The 18573-nt window shown below is 53.5% G+C and carries 22 protein-coding genes and 2 tRNA genes; 10 read left to right on the forward strand and 14 right to left on the reverse strand.

Going from position 1 to position 18573, the window contains the following annotated elements:
- Nucleotides 1-2: 2 nt before the first annotated feature.
- The 6 genes from urtC to KV190_RS00270 all read right to left on the reverse strand — a co-directional run bounded on the left by urtC (nt 3) and on the right by KV190_RS00270 (nt 5966).
- Nucleotides 3-1172, reverse strand: coding sequence for an urea ABC transporter permease subunit UrtC (gene urtC / locus KV190_RS00245; protein WP_460194036.1), 1170 nt, complete (start codon nt 1170-1172; stop codon nt 3-5).
- Nucleotides 1165-2322 (reverse strand): ABC transporter permease subunit, encoded by a 1158-nt coding sequence (locus KV190_RS00250; RefSeq protein ID WP_460194037.1) that lies wholly within the window; start codon nt 2320-2322, stop codon nt 1165-1167. Before KV190_RS00250 ends, urtC begins: the two co-directional genes overlap by 8 nt.
- 111 nt (nt 2323-2433) lie before the next feature.
- Nucleotides 2434-3747: an urea ABC transporter substrate-binding protein gene (gene urtA, locus KV190_RS00255; RefSeq protein ID WP_460194038.1), complete on the reverse strand. Its 1314-nt coding sequence runs from the start codon at nt 3745-3747 to the stop codon at nt 2434-2436.
- Between the two features lie 149 nt (nt 3748-3896).
- Nucleotides 3897-4241 (reverse strand): histidine triad nucleotide-binding protein, encoded by a 345-nt coding sequence (locus KV190_RS00260; protein ID WP_149817064.1) that lies wholly within the window; start codon nt 4239-4241, stop codon nt 3897-3899.
- A 29-nt stretch (nt 4242-4270) separates the two neighbouring features.
- Nucleotides 4271-5479, reverse strand: coding sequence for a (E)-4-hydroxy-3-methylbut-2-enyl-diphosphate synthase (ispG, locus tag KV190_RS00265; protein WP_460194039.1), 1209 nt, complete (start codon nt 5477-5479; stop codon nt 4271-4273).
- Between the two features lie 121 nt (nt 5480-5600).
- A complete protein-coding gene (locus KV190_RS00270) occupies nt 5601-5966 on the reverse strand; it encodes a helix-turn-helix domain-containing protein (protein ID WP_460194040.1) in 366 nt (121 codons plus the stop codon).
- 164 nt (nt 5967-6130) lie between these two features.
- Between KV190_RS00270 and KV190_RS00275 the strand changes: the two genes are divergently transcribed.
- From KV190_RS00275 to KV190_RS00295, 5 genes are all read left to right on the forward strand, one after another.
- Nucleotides 6131-6346, forward strand: a complete 216-nt coding sequence (locus tag KV190_RS00275; protein ID WP_149817070.1) for a helix-turn-helix domain-containing protein — start codon at nt 6131-6133, stop codon at nt 6344-6346.
- 144 nt (nt 6347-6490) lie between these two features.
- Nucleotides 6491-7531, forward strand: coding sequence for a GGDEF domain-containing protein (locus KV190_RS00280; RefSeq protein ID WP_460194042.1), 1041 nt, complete (start codon nt 6491-6493; stop codon nt 7529-7531).
- A 27-nt stretch (nt 7532-7558) separates the two neighbouring features.
- Nucleotides 7559-7756 (forward strand): hypothetical protein, encoded by a 198-nt coding sequence (locus KV190_RS00285; protein WP_250683015.1) that lies wholly within the window; start codon nt 7559-7561, stop codon nt 7754-7756.
- 15 nt (nt 7757-7771) lie between these two features.
- Complete coding sequence (argH, locus tag KV190_RS00290; protein ID WP_460194043.1) at nt 7772-9163, forward strand: argininosuccinate lyase; 1392 nt, start codon at nt 7772-7774, stop codon at nt 9161-9163.
- 98 nt (nt 9164-9261) lie between these two features.
- Nucleotides 9262-9978 (forward strand): biliverdin-producing heme oxygenase, encoded by a 717-nt coding sequence (locus KV190_RS00295; protein WP_460194044.1) that lies wholly within the window; start codon nt 9262-9264, stop codon nt 9976-9978.
- A gap of 1 nt (nt 9979) precedes the next feature.
- Here KV190_RS00295 and KV190_RS00300 read toward each other — a convergent pair whose 3' ends face one another.
- Nucleotides 9980-11302 (reverse strand): TldD/PmbA family protein, encoded by a 1323-nt coding sequence (locus KV190_RS00300; RefSeq protein WP_460194046.1) that lies wholly within the window; start codon nt 11300-11302, stop codon nt 9980-9982.
- 139 nt (nt 11303-11441) lie between these two features.
- Between KV190_RS00300 and KV190_RS00305 the strand changes: the two genes are divergently transcribed.
- Nucleotides 11442-12314, forward strand: coding sequence for an SDR family oxidoreductase (locus KV190_RS00305; RefSeq protein WP_460194048.1), 873 nt, complete (start codon nt 11442-11444; stop codon nt 12312-12314).
- Here KV190_RS00305 and KV190_RS00310 read toward each other — a convergent pair.
- The gene (locus KV190_RS00310) at nt 12311-13171 is read right to left on the reverse strand and encodes an N-acetylmuramoyl-L-alanine amidase (protein WP_460194050.1); all 861 of its coding nucleotides are present in this window, start codon (nt 13169-13171) and stop codon (nt 12311-12313) included. The genes KV190_RS00305 and KV190_RS00310 overlap by 4 nt on opposite strands.
- Before the next feature lie 69 nt (nt 13172-13240).
- Between KV190_RS00310 and aroF the strand changes: the two genes are divergently transcribed.
- Together aroF and KV190_RS00320 are read left to right on the forward strand one after the other, a co-directional pair.
- Nucleotides 13241-14272 (forward strand): 3-deoxy-7-phosphoheptulonate synthase, encoded by a 1032-nt coding sequence (gene aroF / locus KV190_RS00315; RefSeq protein WP_460194051.1) that lies wholly within the window; start codon nt 13241-13243, stop codon nt 14270-14272.
- Between the two features lie 20 nt (nt 14273-14292).
- Nucleotides 14293-14781, forward strand: coding sequence for a GNAT family N-acetyltransferase (locus KV190_RS00320; RefSeq protein ID WP_460194052.1), 489 nt, complete (start codon nt 14293-14295; stop codon nt 14779-14781).
- On the opposite strand, the gene KV190_RS00325 is transcribed toward KV190_RS00320, so the two are convergent.
- Nucleotides 14762-15088, reverse strand: coding sequence for a sll0565 family protein (locus KV190_RS00325; protein ID WP_460194053.1), 327 nt, complete (start codon nt 15086-15088; stop codon nt 14762-14764). The two genes, KV190_RS00320 and KV190_RS00325, sit on opposite strands and share 20 nt — an antisense overlap.
- A 3-nt stretch (nt 15089-15091) precedes the next feature.
- Nucleotides 15092-15640 carry a thioredoxin family protein gene (locus KV190_RS00330; protein ID WP_286668818.1) on the reverse strand — a complete coding sequence of 183 codons (549 nt, stop codon included), beginning with the start codon at nt 15638-15640 and terminating at the stop codon, nt 15092-15094.
- 255 nt (nt 15641-15895) lie between these two features.
- Between KV190_RS00330 and KV190_RS00335 the strand changes: the two genes are divergently transcribed.
- Nucleotides 15896-15968, forward strand: a tRNA-Val gene (locus KV190_RS00335).
- 11 nt (nt 15969-15979) lie between these two features.
- Here the strand turns inward: KV190_RS00335 and KV190_RS00340 are convergent.
- The 4 genes from KV190_RS00340 to KV190_RS00355 are packed head-to-tail and all read right to left on the reverse strand — an operon-like array spanning nt 15980 to nt 18369.
- A complete protein-coding gene (locus tag KV190_RS00340) occupies nt 15980-16678 on the reverse strand; it encodes a DUF1449 domain-containing protein (protein WP_460194055.1) in 699 nt (232 codons plus the stop codon).
- A 4-nt stretch (nt 16679-16682) separates the two neighbouring features.
- Nucleotides 16683-17471, reverse strand: coding sequence for a TIGR03943 family putative permease subunit (locus KV190_RS00345; RefSeq protein ID WP_460194058.1), 789 nt, complete (start codon nt 17469-17471; stop codon nt 16683-16685).
- 33 nt (nt 17472-17504) lie between these two features.
- Nucleotides 17505-17957 (reverse strand): cytochrome C, encoded by a 453-nt coding sequence (locus KV190_RS00350; RefSeq protein ID WP_460194059.1) that lies wholly within the window; start codon nt 17955-17957, stop codon nt 17505-17507.
- A 37-nt stretch (nt 17958-17994) separates the two neighbouring features.
- Entirely contained in the window at nt 17995-18369 is a 375-nt protein-coding gene (locus tag KV190_RS00355; protein WP_286626093.1) for a DUF4346 domain-containing protein, read from the reverse strand.
- A gap of 119 nt (nt 18370-18488) precedes the next feature.
- Here KV190_RS00355 and KV190_RS00360 point away from each other — a divergent pair.
- A tRNA-Met gene (locus tag KV190_RS00360) sits at nt 18489-18561 on the forward strand.
- Nucleotides 18562-18573: the final 12 nt, after the last annotated feature.

Consider the following 18573-nt stretch of genomic DNA (forward strand, 5'->3'; position numbering starts at 1 on the left):
AATTATTTGCCCTCCTGCTCGAGAACTTCACGCTCATATTGCACCTCGGGATCAAACTCCAGTTCGGGATATGTTGCCACTGGTTGCGGCCGCCCCAAGAGTTTCGCAATCAGGTTGGGGGCTTCAGTGCGCAGCCAGCCGACAATGCCCGTAGGTAGCGCCAACACCACAATTAAAAACAGCGCCCCTTGGAAAAAGAGCCAAATATCGGCAAACTGCTCACTCAACAGACTACGGGCAAAGTTGACCAAGAGTGCCCCCAGTACCGCTCCAATCAGGCTGGCACGACCGCCAACCGCTACCCAAATCACCATCTCAATCGAGAAGGCAATGTCCATCGCCCGTGGTGAAATGATGCCTGTGCGCAGGGTAAAGAAAGCACCACCGATCCCCGCCAAGGCCGCAGAAATCGCAAAAACGAGTACTTTATAGCTAGTGGGGTTGTATCCCGAAAAGCGGACACGGGCTTCATCATCACGGATGGCAACCAGCAAGCGCCCAAAACGTCCCATCGTCAGCCAACGGCAAAGAAGATAGGCCAAGGCCAAGAAAATCACCGTTAGGACATAGAACCAATACTGGGTCTGGGCATCGCGCACAGGGAACCCCAGCAGCGTTTGAAAATCCGTCAGGCCATTGGTGCCGTTAAAGAGCTTTTGCTGACCATTGAAGAAGTTAAAAAAGACGATGATCGCCGCTTGGGTCAGGATGGAAAAATAGACCCCCCGGATGCGATTGCGAAAGACAAGGTACCCCAAGAGTGCCCCCAGCAGGGCTGGGATCAGCACCACTGCCGCGACGGCAAAGGCAAAAGAATAGAAGGGATACCAAAACCACGGCAACTCCGTGACGCCGTAGAGGGACATAAAGTCCGGCAGGGGGCTAGAGGCAGTGGCGGGCACCTGTAGTTTCAAATGCATCGCGATCGCGTACCCCCCCAAGGCAAAGAAAATGCCATGGCCAAGGCTAAGCAACCCCGTAAAGCCCCAAATCAGATCAATCCCCAACGCCACAATCGCTAAGGCGAGATAGCGGTGCAGCAAATCCAAGCGAAACCCCGGCAACAGAGGTGGCATCACAAAAATCAGAATCAGAGCAAGGGCCGCCACCACGATTAACTCGCGACCACTGAGGCGATCTTTGGGAAAAGAGAACTGCGAGAGCTTAGGCATCGACCGTCCGTCCTTTTTGTGGGAAAAGACCAGCGGGACGCAGTTGCAGGAAAGCAATGATCAGGATGAAGACCATCACCCGTGCCATGCTGGTACTGGCAAAAAATTCAAAGAAGTCAAACAGTGCCGTTTGCGGTTCTAGAAAGCGGGTCATCAACCCCGAACCAATGACATAGTTGACAAAGCCAATGCCAAGGGCAGCCACAATCGAACCGACAATTTTGCCGACCCCGCCCACGACAACAACCATGAAGGCTTCGACAATGTAGTTCTGACCCGTATTCGGACTCACAGAACCCAAGAGGCTAATGGCACAGCCTGCTACCCCCGCTAGGCCAGAGCCAAGGGCAAAAGTGAGGGCATCAACCGTTTGGGTGGGAATCCCCAAGCAGGCGCTCATACTGCGGTTTTGGGTCACAGCGCGAATCCGTAGCCCCCATTGCGATCGCAGCAGAAAGAGGTAAATCGCCACCAGACACACTGCCGTCAGGGCAATAATAAAGAGGCGGACAAAGGGAAACTGCACCCCCCACAGATTCACCCCTCCCCGCAGCCAACTCGGGGCCGTCACATCCACCCCCTGCGCACCAAACCAGGGCTTTGTCATGGCCAGACCCACCGCGCCCCCAGCCACAAGGCCAGCCGTTAGGCCAATCCCGACAGAGAGCACGAGTAACACTGGCGTTACCCAAGTTTGCCAACGGGGGGCGATCGCCCGTTTGGAGAGGAGCCAGCGGCCACCAAAGAAGAGCAGACAAAAGAGGGCAATTTGCAGCGTCATCTGCCAACTGATACTGCGCACCAACTGTTGCAGGATCAAACTCACGCCCCAAGTGGCCAAGAGGGTTTCGAGGGGGCGACCATAGAGATAGCGAATGACGCCCCGTTCCAAGAGAACACCGATCCCCGCTGCCACGGCAAAGGCCAAGGGCACTGCTATCAAAAGGTAAGCATCAAACCAACCCTCCCCCAATTGGCGGAAGCCATTTTGTACCACGAAGGTGGTGTAGGCTCCCAGCATCATCAGTTCACCGTGGGCAAGGTTAATCACGCCCATAATGCCAAAGACGATCGCCAGCCCCAGTGCGGTTAAGAGCAACACCGCACCAATACTCATGCCATTGAAGACACTTTCGAGCAAAAAGGTCATGGTTCTCAAACCTGTGGGAAAAAAGCCACCCCGGCCAGTTAACCGCGATCGTCAACCGCCTTGGGGGGCAAAAACTGTTTTCAGGACTACTAAATTACAGAAATTAGGGAATCAAGCCCCTGCAGCCTTAAATTTGCCGGGGTTATCCACATCGGTGCGCGTCCAGTCACAGGCAAATCCCTTTGTTTCCGCCACAAACTGGTTCCAAGGCAGCGGATCCACGGGTTGGGGTGTGGAATAGACAATCTTAAAGAGACCATCTTCACCCACCTCACCAATGCGCACCGTCTTGGAAATGTGGTGGTTCGGGAACATCTTCACAGGACCTTCCGGCGCATTAAATGTCTGGCCAATGGCGGCTTGACGCACTTTTTCTAAGTCATCGGCGGTGCCCGCCTGTTCCACGGCCTGTTTCCAGAGGTGAACGGCAATGTAGGCGGCCTCCATCGGGTCGTTGGTGACGCGGTTTTGGCCAAACTTCGCTTTGAAGGCCTCAACAAAGGATTTATTTTCAGGGGTATCCACGGTCATAAAGTAGTTCCAAGCGGCGTAGTGGCCCTTGAGGTACTCGACACCAATGGCTTGCACCTCTTCCTCGGCAATACTCACCGACATTGTTGGGTATTTATCGGGTGTGAGACCTGCCCCCTGCAACTGCTTAAAGAAGGCCACGTTACTATCGCCATTGAGGGTGTTGAAAATCACACCGCCATCGGGCAAGGCATTGCGGATGCGAGTAATGATCGGCGTGACTTCAGTGTTACCCAAGGGCAGATAGTCTTCGCCCACTGTTTCACCACCTTTGGCTGCCAGTTGCGCCTTGATAATTGTGTTGGCCGTGCGAGGAAAGACGTAGTCTGACCCCACCAAGAAGAATTTCTTACCCTTGTTTTGCAGGAGCCAATCTACGGCGGGTTCGATTTGCTGGTTGGGAGCGGCACCCGTGTAGAAAATGTTTTTCGAGCACTCTTGGCCTTCGTACTGCACAGGGTACCAAAGCATGTGATTCTTGGCTTCAAAGACGGGCAGCACTGCTTTCCGAGAAGCAGACGTCCAGCAGCCAAAAACTGCTACCACTTTATCTTGATCGATTAACTTCGTCGCTTTTTCGGCAAAGGTCGGCCAGTCGGATGCCCCATCCTCCAGAATGGCTTGAATCTGCTTGCCAAGAACCCCTCCCGCTTGGTTGATTTGCTCAATGGCCAGTTGGGTAGCATCCACCACACTCTTTTCACTAATGGCCATCGTGCCACTCAGGGAATGCAGAATCCCCACTTTGATCGTGTCCCCTCCAGAAGCTGGCGTTTGTCCGCCGCCTCCCGTTTCTGTGGCTGGAGCACACCCTTTAATCAGTAGGCTCGTTCCCAATGCGGCTGAGCCATAGACCAAAAATTTCCGTCGTCCGAGTCCAAATTGTTGAGCCATGGGGTTTTGCTGTCTCGTATAAGCAATAATCTCCCATAGGTTAAGGGGACGTTATTGGCGCAAACTGTATCCTAGACTACTAAGTTTGGGCGATCGCTCCCCACGAACAATTGACTCTAAAAAGCAACTGTATTGGTATTTACCGTTTTTCAGCCCGGTGGCCACTGCATGGCTCGTCCCCCCAACAGGTGCAGGTGCAGATGATAGACAGTTTGACCGCCATCGGGGCCATTGTTAATGACAATCCGATAGCCATTTGTTAAACCCTCTGCCTCAGCAATGCGTTTCGCCGTCAGCAGCAGGTGCCCCAGCACACGGTGATCTTCTGGTTCTGCCAAGCTGAGTTGGGGAATCGGCTTTTTGGGGATCACCAGAATATGCACGGGGGCTTGGGGGTTGATGTCGCGAAAAGCCAGACACAGCTCATCCTCGTGGACAATATCCGCTGGAATCTCGCGGCGAATGATGCGGCTAAAAATGGTTTCCGTGGTCATGGTTTCACTCCTCAGAGATGCCTGATGGTTTAGGGATCCACCCAGCGGCCATCAGCCTTGATTAATTCCACAAGGGCAGCCACTCCTTCGGCTTCAGGGACTTTCTTGACTTCCTCACGGCCGCGATAGAGGGAGATATAGCCGGGTTGTTTGCCCACATAGCCATAGTCGGCGTCGGCCATTTCCCCGGGGCCATTGACAATGCAGCCCATAACGGCAATGTTGAGACCTGTCAGGTGTTTGGTGGCTTCGCGGACTTTGTGCAGCACTTCCTCAAGGTTAAAGAGCGTCCGGCCACAGGAGGGACAGGCTACATACTCCACCATGGTTCGCCGCAGTCCCAAGGCTTGCAAAATGCCATAGCAGACAGGAATTTCTTTTTCGGGGGCTTCTGTGAGGGAGACACGAATCGTATCGCCAATGCCTTCGGCGAGGAGGGTGGCAATGCCAGCAGTGGATTTGATGCGGCCATACTCGCCATCGCCGGCTTCGGTGACTCCCAAGTGGAGGGGGTAGTCCATGCCCAGTTCGTCCATGCGCTTGACCATGAGGCGGTTGGCGGCAATCATCACGGGTACCCGTGAGGCCTTGAGGGAAATTTCAAGGTTGTAGAAGTTCAAAGACTCACAGATACGGATAAATTCCAGAGCCGATTCCACCATTCCTTCTGGGGTATCGCCATAGGTAAAGAGCATCCGCTCAGCAAGGGAACCGTGATTGACGCCAATGCGCATGGATTTGCCCTGATCCCGCAGCGAGATCACCAGTGGCTCAAGGGTTTCGCGAATTTTGGCACCAATTTCCTCAAATTCCGCTTGGGTATATTCAGTGCGATCGGGCTTGGGTTTCTCAAAGACGTATAGCCCCGGATTAATGCGTACATTGTCCACATACTTGGCGACTTCGAGGGCAATTTTCATGCCGTTGTGGTGGACATCGGCGACAAGAGGCACAGGTTTGTAGGTTTTGTAGAGGCGATCGCGAATCTCTTCCATGGCTTTGGCATGGGCAAGGCTGGGCACCGTCACCCGCACAATTTCACAGCCAATTTCATGGAGACGACGAATGGCCGCCACTGAGCCTTCAATATCCAAGGTGTCTTCATTGATCATCGATTGCACCGCCACGGGATGCCCGCCCCCAATGATGACAGAGCCAACGGGCACAGGACGGGTTTTGCGACGGACAATGGCGGTTTCTGTCGGAGTAGCTTGAACAGGACTCGGCAGCGTTTGCATAGGATGTGAGTGGCCAAATTGCGCAACGTCTCCCTTTCAGGATGCCATAGAAGCGGCAAGCTGCGGCAGGCGATCGCCCCCCAAAACATTTGCTATAATTCTCTCGGAACCTAAAAACTTCTCAAGCGTTCCCTTCATTGTGAGCAGCAGCCTTTAACAACCCTAAGGCTGTTTCCAGCACCCGAACTGCTGTCGCCGGAGGTAAGTGACGCAATTTGCCAAGAATCTCAGTTACCAGTTGTTCCTCTTCCCGATTGGTGGCATCTGTTTGATTGAGGTAGGCAATAAAACTTTCTAAATCCTCAAAGCCAAAAACACGACATAACCTTAATAGATTTTCAGTATTTGGAAATGACGCCATATTTTCCCATTTTTGCAGGCAGGTATAGGAGATTCCCAGCTCGGCGGCAAAGGCACGTTGACTGCGTATCCCCCGTTTTTGGCGTAGAAGCCTAGAGAGTTGTTTGCGAGAGAGTGGACTAACCATGCGAAACCTAAATATACCCTTGGAAAGGGCACTGCGTCTTTCACTAACTTTACATGTCAACCTCATCAATGAACACCCCTGCCACCTTGTCAAAAGTTGTCGCTTGACAACCTTAATGCCCGCAATTAGCATTGAACTGTTGGGCACAGATTTATAACAGCACTATGCATCCTGAGGACATCAAGGCGGAACTGCGGAAACGGGGCTGGAATGGAGCCAAAATTGGCCAAAAGCTAGGGGTTTCCCGTCATTGTGTATCGGCAGTAATTCGTGGCCGCTCCCGCTCGGCAATGATTGAGAAGGAAATAGCAACGATTCTTGAAAAGCCCCTTTACGTTGTTTTCCCCGATTACTACAGTTGTCAATCGCCCTCGGATTAATTTTTCTCTCTAATTGTCTATCTTTTAGTGTAGCCTAACAATTAGAAAAAGTTTACTTTGACAACTAACCTTTAATTTTTTGGTGTGTTCCTGAAATATTTCTTATTAGTATAACCATTCCTTTGATAGGCTTAAACGAAACAAATGAGGGGCACACTTGCTGAATATATTCGCCTTTTCCCTGAGCCGATCGCAATTGTGAACAGTAGAGGTGAAATTCTGGCAATCAACAATGGTGCCTCGCTCTTTTGGCAACGGGATGCCCAGGAATTGATGGGTCAATCCCTCGCAGCGCTGCTCCAACAATCTCAGGATCAAGTAGAGGCATGGTTAAAGCTATGCCAAGGCAATGCCCAGATGTTGGCTGCCCATTTTCCAATTCCGAAGCCTGAAACCGATCATTGGGTTATTGAAGGCATTGGTGTCAATCTAAATGGTGAACCTGCAATTTTGACGCGGATTGTTCCTAGCTTTTGTCACAATCAGCAGTTACTCGCTGCCCAGTTGCAGCAACTACAGACGGAACTGGCTCGGCAAATCGCCCTTGTGACGGAATTGCAACAACGCCAACAAGCCCTAGAGCAGGAAAAACAGCACCTCCAGATTCTTGCGGAACGGGATCCCTTAACGGGGTTAGGCAATCGTCGCTTTTTTGACACAGCCTTGAATCAGCTCTGGCAGCAGGCTCAAGACCAAGGCCATGCTTTGACGTTGGTTCTCATTGATATTGATGACTTTAAGGCCTATAACGATTGCTGTGGTCACTTAGCGGGCGATCGCGCACTGCAACAGGTGGCTCAAACCCTGAAGGCCCATTTGCGCTCCAACGATATCATTGCTCGCTACGGCGGTGAGGAATTTGCCCTTGTGCTCTCCCATGTCTCTGCTGACACGGCTCTACACATTGTTGAACGAATGCTCCATCATGTCCGAGAACTGAAAATTCCCCAAGCGGAGACGGCACACCATCCCTACATTACCGTCAGTGGTGGCTTGTGCTTTGTCCCTAGCAAGGAAAGTCAGGGCACCTTAACGGAGATTTTTGCCATTGCTGATGCCGCTCTCTATCGGGCCAAGCAACAGGGGCGCGATCGCTGTATTCTTCTTGAGTGGTCACAAAATGTGTCTTCTAATCCTCAGTGCTGCGATACTGGTTGGCGATCGCCGCCGCCTCCGCTAGGATAAACTTGAGTTGCGTTTCCGCCAATGGCTATGAATACTGCACCGAACTACTTTATTGCCAGCCAAATAACGATTGAGCCGCAGATTATCGTGGCACAGAAATTCAAAGACACGTTGGGGGAAGACGTTTCTAAGGCGTGGGCAAACTTTGTCGATTCTGGCCAACTGTGGGCACTGATCATTGGTCTGGCCATTGGCTGGATCTTTGGCAAGCTCCTGAATTTTTAGCCCTGAGAACTGCCTGTGAGTGCCCAACCCCAGCCTTGGAGCCAGCGCTTTGAACAAGCCCTCCATCCGGCGATCGCCCGCTTTAATGCCAGTATTGGTTTTGACATTCGCCTCATTGAATACGACCTCACCGGCTCCCAAGCCCATGCCCGCATGCTGGCAAAAACGGGGATTATTTCCCCTGAGGAAGCCGAAACACTAATCCAAGGCCTAGAGCAGATTCGCCAAGAATACCGAGAGGGCCAGTTTACCCCCGGTATTGAAGCGGAGGATGTCCACTTTGCCGTCGAACGCCGCCTCACAGAATTGGTTGGGGATGTGGGTAAGAAACTGCACACGGCGCGATCGCGCAACGATCAGGTGGGCACTGATATTCGCCTTTACCTGCGCTCAGAAATTGACCAGATTCTGCAACAATTGCGGCAGTGGCAGCGCACTCTTTTGGACTTAGCAGAATCCCATGTGGAAACGCTCATTCCCGGCTACACTCACCTGCAACGGGCACAACCCCTGAGCTTGGCTCACCATTTGCTGGCCTATGTGGAAATGGCAGAGCGGGACATCGAGCGACTGCGGCAAATTCGTGAGCGGGTGAATGTCTCTCCCTTGGGGGCTGGGGCACTGGCGGGCACGACGTTTCCCATCGATCGCCACTACACAGCAGAATTGTTGGGTTTTCGCGAAGCCTATCGCAATAGCCTCGATGCCGTCAGCGATCGCGATTTTGCCATTGAATTTCTCTGTGCCGCTAGCTTAATCATGGTGCATCTATCGCGGCTCTCGGAGGAGATTATTCTGTGGGCCTCTGAAGAATTTGCCTTTGTCAAGCTCACCGACACCTGTGCCACGGGTTCTAGCATCATGCCCCAAAAGAAAAATCCCGATGTGCCGGAGTTGGTGCGGGGGAAAACGGGGCGGGTCTTTGGCCATTTGCAAGCGCTCTTAGTGATCATGAAGGGGCTACCTTTGGCCTACAACAAGGATCTCCAAGAAGATAAAGAAGCCCTGTTCGATGCTGTTGATACTGTGCGTGCCTGCCTAGAGGCGATGACGATCTTGATGGCGGAGGGCGTGGTGTTTCAACCGGAACGCTTGGCGGCCGCGGTTGCCCAAGATTTTGCCAATGCCACGGATGTCGCCGATTACTTGGCTAGTAAGGGGGTGCCCTTCCGTGAGGCCTATAACTTGGTGGGGCAGGTGGTGAAAACCTGTCTTGCTCAGGGGAAATTCCTCAAAGACCTCAGCCTTGAAGAATGGCAAGCCCTGCACCCTGCCTTTGCAGCGGATATTTACGAACGCATTGCACCGCGACAGGTGGTGGCTGCCCGCAATAGTTATGGGGGCACAGGGTTTGATCAGGTGCGCCAAGCCCTCGCGGCGGCTCGCGATCGCCTTAATGATTTTTAATGAAAAACGGTGTCATTTGCCCTTAGCCTGAGAAATAGACTGCACTGACGGTCGCTTTTAGAAACAAAACGTTGCAAATTTTTAAGAAGGATCTCGTGATGACGACGTCTCTAGCGACGAAATTGCGCGAAGGCACCAAAAAAGCCCACACCATGGCTGAGAACGTTGGCTTTGTGCGCTGCTTCCTCAAAGGCACCGTGGAAAAAAGCTCCTACCGCAAACTCGTTGCCAGCCTCTATCACGTTTACAGTGCCATGGAACAGGAGATGGAACGGCTCAAAGACCATCCCATTGTTGGCAAAATTTACTTTCCGGAGCTGAACCGCAAAAACAGCCTTGAGCGAGATCTCACCTACTACTTTGGTTCCAATTGGCGGGAAGAAATTACCCCCTCACCCGCCACGCAGGCCTATGTTGCCCGCATCCACGAAGTGGCCAATACTGCCCCAGAACTGTTGGTGGCGCACTCCTACACCCGTTACCTTGGCGATCTTTCCGGCGGCCAAATCCTCAAGGGGATTGCTGAGCGGGCGATGAATCTTCAAGACGGCGAAGGCACTGCCTTTTATCGCTTTGAATCCATCAGTGACGAAAAGGCCTTTAAGCAACTCTATCGCCAACGCTTGGATGAACTGGCGGTGGATGAGGCAACGGCGGAGCGGATTGTAGATGAAGCCAATGCCGCCTTTGGTATGAACATGAAGCTCTTCCAAGAACTGGAGGGCAACCTGATCAAAGCGATTGGCCAGTTGCTCTTTAATACGCTGACTCGTCGTAAACAGCGCGGCAGCACCGAATTGGCCACTGCTGAGTAGCCTAAAGGGTAAACTGAAAGGCCTTGACGAGCATCCCCGGCACCGTAATACCCCCAAGGGAGCGGTGCTCATAGGTGTCCGTATTGGCAATCCAAACGGGGGTATCGGTCAGGGCCTCAAGGTGACTGCCCCAAAACTCATAGAGGCTGTCATCAAACCGCAAATCCGTAATGGGTGCAACAATTTTGCCCTGCTCTACCCAAAAACAAGCGTAGCGGGTCATGCCCGTCATGCGTCCATTGGGGCGATCGCTCCAGTTCAGGTAGTGTAAATTGCCCACATAGAGACCCGTATCGAGGGCAGCCAGCACATCCTGCTCGGGTAGCGTGCCGGGCAAGAGGAGGGGCGATCGCAGGGTTTCTTGGCGGTTGGCACCATTGGCCACAAGATTGTATTCCTGAGCGGTGCGCCGACTAATGAGCAACGTTTGCAATTCCCCGCGATCAATCAATGACAGGCGAGGGGGCGCAATATCGCCGTCGGTATTAAAGCGGGGGACTGTCCCCGTTGTAAAGTCCTCTTGCAAACTGAAAAGGGGGGATAGGGTGACCCCTTCCCGTAACTTGGCAAGGGCACTGCCGCCTTGGCGATAGGCCGCCTCACTCACGGCTCCCCAAGAGAGCATACCCACTAGCTCGGCCACAGCCGCTGGGGCAAAGTAGGTGCGATAGCGTCCCGGTGCTAACTGCCGGGGAGGCTGTTCCAATCGTGCCAGTTGCTGGCGATCGCCCTCAATTTGAGCTTGATAGGTGGCAGTGTCCCAATGGGTACTGGCGTAGCTATTTTTCACCGCCTTACCCGCCGCCGTAAAGAGGGAGTAGTCCAAGCAAAAGGTTTCCGTCGCAAACCAGTGTTCCTGTCCAGCGGAGTTAAAGCTGCCACGCGCGATCGTGCCGCCACTGTAAATACCAACAAAATCAAGGCCTTGAACGGGTGTCAGAATCGTTTCTACGACGGTGTCAGGATCAGGTAAGCGGCCAAGGTAGGTGTCTTGAATGGAACCGGTATCCGTTGGTGGCACGAGGTAGGGATCCACAGGAAGTTGCACGGTTTCGGAACGCAATTGCACCAAGTGGTCTAGGGCAGCCGCTAGATCCGCCGTCCCCGTATAGGGAAAAGAGGTGCTCGCCGTCCGTTGCTGCGATTGCAACCGCAGTGTCACCACCGTATCTTCTACGGTGCCAATTTGACGAACCCGCGCCCGATTGAAGCGAATAAACTGGCTAGATTCACTTGCAATTTCAACAAAAAGCGCCTCTGGCGGTTTCAAGGCAGCAAACAGCTCATGGCTCAGGTGCTGAGCAGCAAAAAAGTCAAGGGTCATGCGGCGCAGAGTTCTTGCGAAGATTCTCAAGGGTATTCCTTAGGTTAGCGCATTCCCCCCCTGCACATCCTTCAAGAGTCTTGCATTGTGGCTCTCCCTAGGGCACGCTGAGACAAGAATCCCTTCATAGTTCCGCTTCATGTACTTGGTCACGGGTGCCACAGGACAATTGGGTTTGCGGGTGGTGCGCCGCTGTATCACGTTGGGGCTACCTGTACGAGCCTTTGTGCGCCTAACGAGCCAATACGATCTCCTCAAGGAATGGGGTGCCGAGATTTTCATTGGTGATCTGCAACAGCCCCGCGATATTCAAGCTGCCATGGGGGGTGTGGAGGCGGTGATTTGCTGCCATGGTAGTCAGTTACTCAGCCGTGCCATTCAGGCGATTGATTACCGCGCCACGTTGGATGTGATTCAGGCGGCTCAGGAGCAGGGGGTGCGCCATATAACCTTGATTTCTCCTTTGGCGGTGACGGGCGATCGCCAGCAGTCCCCCTTTCTCAAGGCCAAGTACGAAGTCGAGCAGGTGCTCATCAGCAGTGGCCTCAACTATGCCATTTTCCGCTGTCCTACCCTCATGTCCAGTTTGCTGCCCCTTGCGGAGCGCTTTCAGCAGACGGGGGTTTACATTGTGCTTGGGGAGCCGCAGCACCGCCTGCAACTGCTTAGTCCCGAGGATTTAGCCCACTGTATTCTCATTGCCAGTCAAGCCAGCCAGCCAGCCATTTTTAGCATGGCGCATCCAGAGGTCTTCACCCGCCAAGAGATTGCCGATCGCCTCGGTCGCTTTTTCAATAAGCGCCCCTTTGTGATGACACTGCCCCTAAGTGTGATTGATGGTGCTCGCCAGTTTCTCGGTATGATGAGTCGCGATTTGGAGGCTAGTCTCGGGACACTGCGGACACTGTTGGCCTATGAAAGTCTCTGCCCTGCCAGTGAAATTGAACGTGCCCAAACCTATTTTCAACTCTCCTTTGAATCCCTAGAGACCTTCTTGGATCGCTACTTCTAGCCGCGGATATCCCCACAGGGGCGATCGCGATAGAGCTGCAAATAGCGATTAAACTTAGCCCAATCAAAGCTACGCGGATCCCTACGTTCCCCAGAGCGATCAACCGCAGCATGGGTTGTAATCCGCTGTGGGGCAATGCCGGTTTGTGCCACTAGCCACGCCAAGGCACGGTATTGGGCATCGTTATAGCCGGCGTGCTGCCAACCATTGTGCCAACCTTGGGGCGGTGTTTCTAGGGAAAAGTGGAGGGCAAAGTTATTCACCGAAGAGGCAAGGCGGGGATTGGTCTGTACAGTTTCGCTACCAAAGGCGGAGTTGCCTGCCCCATAGGCACGCTTAGACCAGGGCACTAAATGCAGGATCCAGCCCCTGAGGGTAATCAATTCATGGTAGCTGGCCTGATCCTCATCGCGCGAATGCGGGGTTTGGAAGAAGTCCAGTGCTGATTGGGCAGACGCTGCCGTTTCATGCAAAACAATCAGGGGAGCGTTGTTCAACACTTGGCCGCGAACATCCGTACGAAAGCGATCGCCAAAATTGGTGGGATTGGCAGGCACGCTGTACCAAGGGGGAGCAAAGGAACACTGCTGATGAACTTGGCGGACTTGGGCAAAGAGGCGATCATAATCAGCACCGTCACTGCGTTGCAGGGGCAAAGGGGGAGGCTCTGGTGAAGGAGGAGGTGATTCTGCGGGCGGATCAAATCGTGGGTCGTCAATGGACACCGCTTGGCTGAGATTCAAAGGCGGATCACCACTGGAGATTGAGCCGATCATCACGCCCCATAGGGACACCACCACCATGGTGGCGATCGCGAGCGAAATGAGAAATCGCAGGGCGGGGGAACGACGGAACATAGGCAGAATCGAACCAATTTGGCAAAATACAATCAAACCCTAAGCCGAAAATTTGGGATCAGCAAGCCGATGATTATCGTTCTAAAAAGTGGCACCCCCAGTGAAGAAATTGAGCGGGTCAGCGCCGAGATGTGCACTTGGGGACTCACCCCCGAAAAAATTGTGGGCAAGCATAAGGTAGTTATCGGCCTTGTTGGGGAAACAGCGGAACTCGATCCCCTACGGATTCAAGAAATTAGCCCTTGGATTGAGCACGTTCTGCGGGTTGAGCAGCCCTTCAAGCGGGCGAGTCGCGAATATCGCCACGGTGAACCTAGCGAGGTGGTGGTGTCAACCCCCAATGGGGAGGTCATTTTCGGCGAAGGCCATGATGTGGTGGTTGTGGCGGGGCCTTGCTCGGTTGAGAACGAGTCCATGATCATTGAAACGGCGCAGCGGGTGAAAGCAGCGGGTGCCAAATTCCTGCGCGGCGGTGCCTACAAACCCCGTACTTCCCCCTATGCCTTCCAGGGTCACGGCGAAAGTGCCCTTGATCTATTGGCGGCAGCGAAAGCTAAAACTGGCTTGGGCATCATTACCGAAGTGATGGATGCAGCGGATCTAGAAAAAATTGCCGAAGTGGCCGATGTGCTGCAAATTGGTGCCCGCAACATGCAAAACTTTTCTCTTCTGAAGCGCGTCGGTGCCCAACCCAAACCCGTTCTCCTGAAACGGGGAATGTCCGCGACTATTGAGGAATGGCTGATGGCTGCGGAGTATATTTTGGCGGCAGGCAACCCGAATGTGATTCTCTGTGAACGGGGCATCCGTACCTTTGACCGCGAATATACCCGCAATACTTTGGATTTAGCAGCGATTCCGGTACTGCGCAAGCTCACCCATCTGCCGATTATGATTGACCCTAGTCATGGCACCGGCTGGGCAGAATTTGTGCCGGCAATGGCCAAAGCCGCTGTCGCCGCAGGTGCTGATGCCCTGATGATTGAGGTACACCCCAATCCAGCCAAGGCGCTCTCCGATGGTGCCCAATCCCTCACCCCCGATCAGTTTGACGAGTTAATGCAGGCACTCCAACGTCCGCTTGTTAGTCTGAGCCGATAGGAAAGACAGGAAAACAGCCCATGACTGATATGCTGGTCAAGCTCTACGATCTGGCAGTAGACTGGCCCGCCGTGATGGTGCATCAACAGCAGGGGATTCACTATCGGCAGCCCTTGGGATCAGAAGTGGATTGGATTATCCAGTGGGTGGGCGATCGCTTTAGTGCCGGTTGGCGCAGTGAAGTAGCCATTGCCTTGAGCCAGAGACCGCCCCGCGGACTGATTGCGGTGCAGGAGGGAGATCTGCTGGGCTTTGCCTGCTACGATGCAGCCGCCTTGGGACTGTTTGGGCCGATGGCTGTGGCCGAACCTCACCGCGGGCGGGGAATTGGTCGCCTTCTCTTGCAGCTCACCTTGGCTCAAATGCGCAGCGCTGGCTATGGCTATGCCGTTATTGGCTGGGTCTCCTCAGAGGCGTTTTATGCGAAGACCGTTGGCGCCATGCCCATCCCCGATTCCCGCCCCGGACTCTGGCAAACTGCCTTAAGGATTAGCCCATCAGGCTCTTAACGAGGAGGCCAAGGACAAACCCCAAACCCGCAAAGCGAACGAATTGCCAGAAGTTTTCTTGGGCGAGAATTTCCTGCCAGCGTTCCCGTGCCGCCTCTCCCAGATGAAAAAGCAGTGTGAGGCCAAACTCCGCCTCTAGTTGCCGCAGTTCCTGTTGTAGGCGATCGCGCTCTTGATCTAGGGCAGCCTGATTACGTCCTTTCAACCGTGCTTGGGTGGCTTTGATCTGCTCGTACTCACGGTAAAGCTCTGCCATCCGTGCTTGCGTCTCTTCGTAGACCTGACGCACCTCATCTTGGGGTTCCACAGTCTAGCCCCCATGACTGCGGGGATCATCACTGCGTTGGCGGGCGAGGGGACTCGTGAGTTGGGACATTTCACCCGTCAGTTGACCATAGGGCAAAGGGAGATTATTGCTGAGGGCTTCCAGATTTTTGGCCATCACTTCCTTGGGTTGGAGGCCGATCGCCACTGCTTGGGGTTCCAATTGCCGATTCAGAAAGACAAAGTGGGGAATGCCATCCACATTAAATTGCTCAATTTCCGGTAACCACTTGGTGTTGTCCACATTCAGCATGACGAAGTTCAGGCGATCGCGATATTGCGCCTTTAATTCCCCCAAATCCTTGGCCATCGAACGACAGGTGCTACACCAGTTGGCATAAAACTCCAAAAGTGTCGGCTTGCCATTGACTTGAGCCTCCTCCCAAGGGGTAGCTTGGCGGGCTTGCTCGGCGAGGGTGAGGGGTTGATTGCTACTGCGTAAACCCGCCAATAGGGCAAGACTAATGAGAATGGCGACAACAGCAATCACAAAATTCCGTAACCGTTGACCACTGGCTGCCGTTGCTGCTCCCATAGGGCATTCCTTGCACGTCTCGACACGTTGATCCTAGCGGATTTTCTTCACAAGAGTTGACCCATGTTGACCTACAGCGACAGGGATTGAACGGGCTTGAAAGGTTCAAACTTCTTTGACACTCATCCCGCTAACGCTAGGCGTATAGCAGGAGATTCCCCGTTCACAGAATCGTAGAACAAGCTGCTATCCGCTTTGTGTACCGTTATTTTAGAAACGGGCTATACCTTTGCTATGATAGAGACTCTGGAACTTGGGCGGTTAACTCAGTTGGTAGAGTATCTCGTTTACACCGAGGCTGTCGGGGGTTCGAGTCCCTCACCGCCCATCAAAGATGCCCTAAGACTCTTCACTATCTTTAATCTGGGATTGCCGCTGCTGGCGTAACCATGTGGCCTCATCCAAGCTGTCTTTGGCCACGACGATGTACTCATTCTCTTGGCGATCGATAATTAAAATCTCCTGACCATGCTGGGGGGTAACCGTTGCCCAAGCGGGCAGCACTGCCGGCAGAATTAGCCGATTGCGATTGGCATCCAAAACACTCACTTGGCCAATACCAGTACCACTGTGGGGAATATGGGCAGAACTGACGTGGCCACTGCACCCCAGCAGCCGATCGCGACTGGTATCTTCACTAAACTGCGCAAAAATTTGCCCCAAAGGCCGCGAACACAGACCGCCAGTTGTCAGCGCTAACAGCAGTGCCGCGATCGCAATCACCCCAGACCACACCACCCCCGGCCAACTGCCACTCAGGGTGTAAAAGAGGACATTAAAAAACCAGCCCAGCACGCCCAAAAGGCTAAAGTCCAAGGCGAGCAAGAGAATGAGGGGCGCTCTCCCCACCCCCAACCAATGCAAAATTGTCAGAAATGAGATGCCCTCCTCTAGTTCGACGTCCACTTCCAAGGGATCGGCATCTCCCTCTAGCTCCACCTCTTCATCGCCCACATCACCAAAGATCACCGTCAAAAAGAGCAAAACCCCCATGCCCAAGACAATCCAGTAGGGAGTGTGAATCAAGTGAAACAGCATTGCCTTAGTACATAAAGGGATTTTCAGGCTCAGGAATCGGCGTGATCGTCTCAGCAACCAATACCAATTGGCGGCGGTCGTTGAGGGTTTCTGTGGTCATCCGACCTTCAACGCGAAACCACTGATCTTGGGGATAGGCTTGGCGCGATCGCCCCAATTTCACGGGCAGTCCCACAGGATAGGCATCCGCTGCACAACAGGTAATGACAAAACGGGTGAGGGTGAGATAAGTCTCTGGTAGTTGGGGACTATGGACAGCAAATCCCTCAATGCGAGCGGGCAACCCGCTATAGGCATCGGGTTCGGGATAGACATCAAGGGTACGAATCCAGTCAATGAGCGTACGTTCCTCAGGCCGTTGATTGAGGCGAAAGGCCACGGGACTATTGCGGGTCACTGTCAAGCCATCCTCGAGACCGCGATGAATGGCCGTTGCACTATTGAAAGGACGGGGCGTAATCATCAACCCCACCACTGCCGCGAAAATCAGGATACTGAGCGTCCAACGCGCCGGTAAGAGCGCAACATGCTGCACAGGTGTCACTCGACCCCGCCACAACCGCCACCCTTGCCAACCACTCACAGCAACTAAAAGAAACCCAGCAGCGATCGCCAGTCCAAAGTAGTTGGGGTGGATCAGTAGCCCCAGTCGCCCCTGCAACCAATATCGAAAAAACAACATTCCCCAGAGGAGGAGTGCCACAACCGTCCACCACTCTTGCTGTAGCCAGCGACGGCGCATCATCATGCGTTGAACACGCGGAGAATAGCGATTGGAGGAGCTAGAAAACATGGGGCGGTGGAAAATTCACCATCCCTAAACATTCTAGGGGGAATCCTGCCACTGCGGACTTAGCTCACGAAAGTTAAAGAGGGTGGCCTTGGGATGACATTGGGCACAGCCATCGAGGGTGACTGGCTGCGGCACCTCAACACGGGGATGGAGGATGCGAAAGAAGGGCGATCGCCCGACGCGAAAGGGAATTTGGGCATCGTCAGGTAGGGGTCGAGAATAGGTACGCAAATAGTTCCACAGGGGAACCAACTCTGGGCGGGGAATAGGTTCGAGGATTGCGCCGTAGTGATTAGTATCTTGAATCAGCACCCGCCATGCCTGAGTGGGTAATGTTTCCGGGGGCACTGCGAGGTGACAACTGCCACAGCGCCGCAGATAGATTTGCGCTCCCAACTGGGCATTCAAGGGCAAAACATCGACGGTACCGCTCAAGTCTGGGGTGGCGATCGCTGCTAAGGCTGTACCCACTAGCGCACAGAGCATCAAAAGAACTGCCCCTACCCCCCAGCGCCAGTGTTGTCTAATCTTGGATATACTCAAGCCCTTCATCCAAACAAAACTGTGCCCGCATCAATTCACGACCGAGATAGGCCGCATGGTCAAACATCGTCACCAGTTGGCGATCTTTTTCAAAGAGTTCAATACATAACTCCTTGGCTGTTCGACCGCTGAGGACTAGATCTGGTTCCCGCGTGACTTTCCCTTTCGTGGGAATGGGTTCCCCGGTATCGGGATCGACTGCTAGACCCTTCTCATTGATGTCATTGGGATAGTGTTTCATCCAGATCAGTTCTTGCTCAGGGTCAATATAGATAATGAAATACCCTGCCGGATCGAGATGAATAAATCGCTGCGATAGCTTGTTGTCAAGCGCCGTGCGTTCTGCTTTGCTCAACGCCTATCTTTCCTCTAATGGATCCACTCTTTATTGTACGGCGAACTTGACTGGAATCTGCGAGCCAAGCCTTGAGTTTTGGGACATTCGCGTTATAATGAAAATTGCGCAAAAATTTCGGCTCAGTAGCTCAGTGGTTAGAGCAGGGGACTCATAAGCCCAAGGTCGCAGGTTCAAATCCCGCCTGAGCCACTCCTTATCGTG

This window comes from Thermosynechococcus sp. FA-CM-4201 (assembly GCF_054689355.1).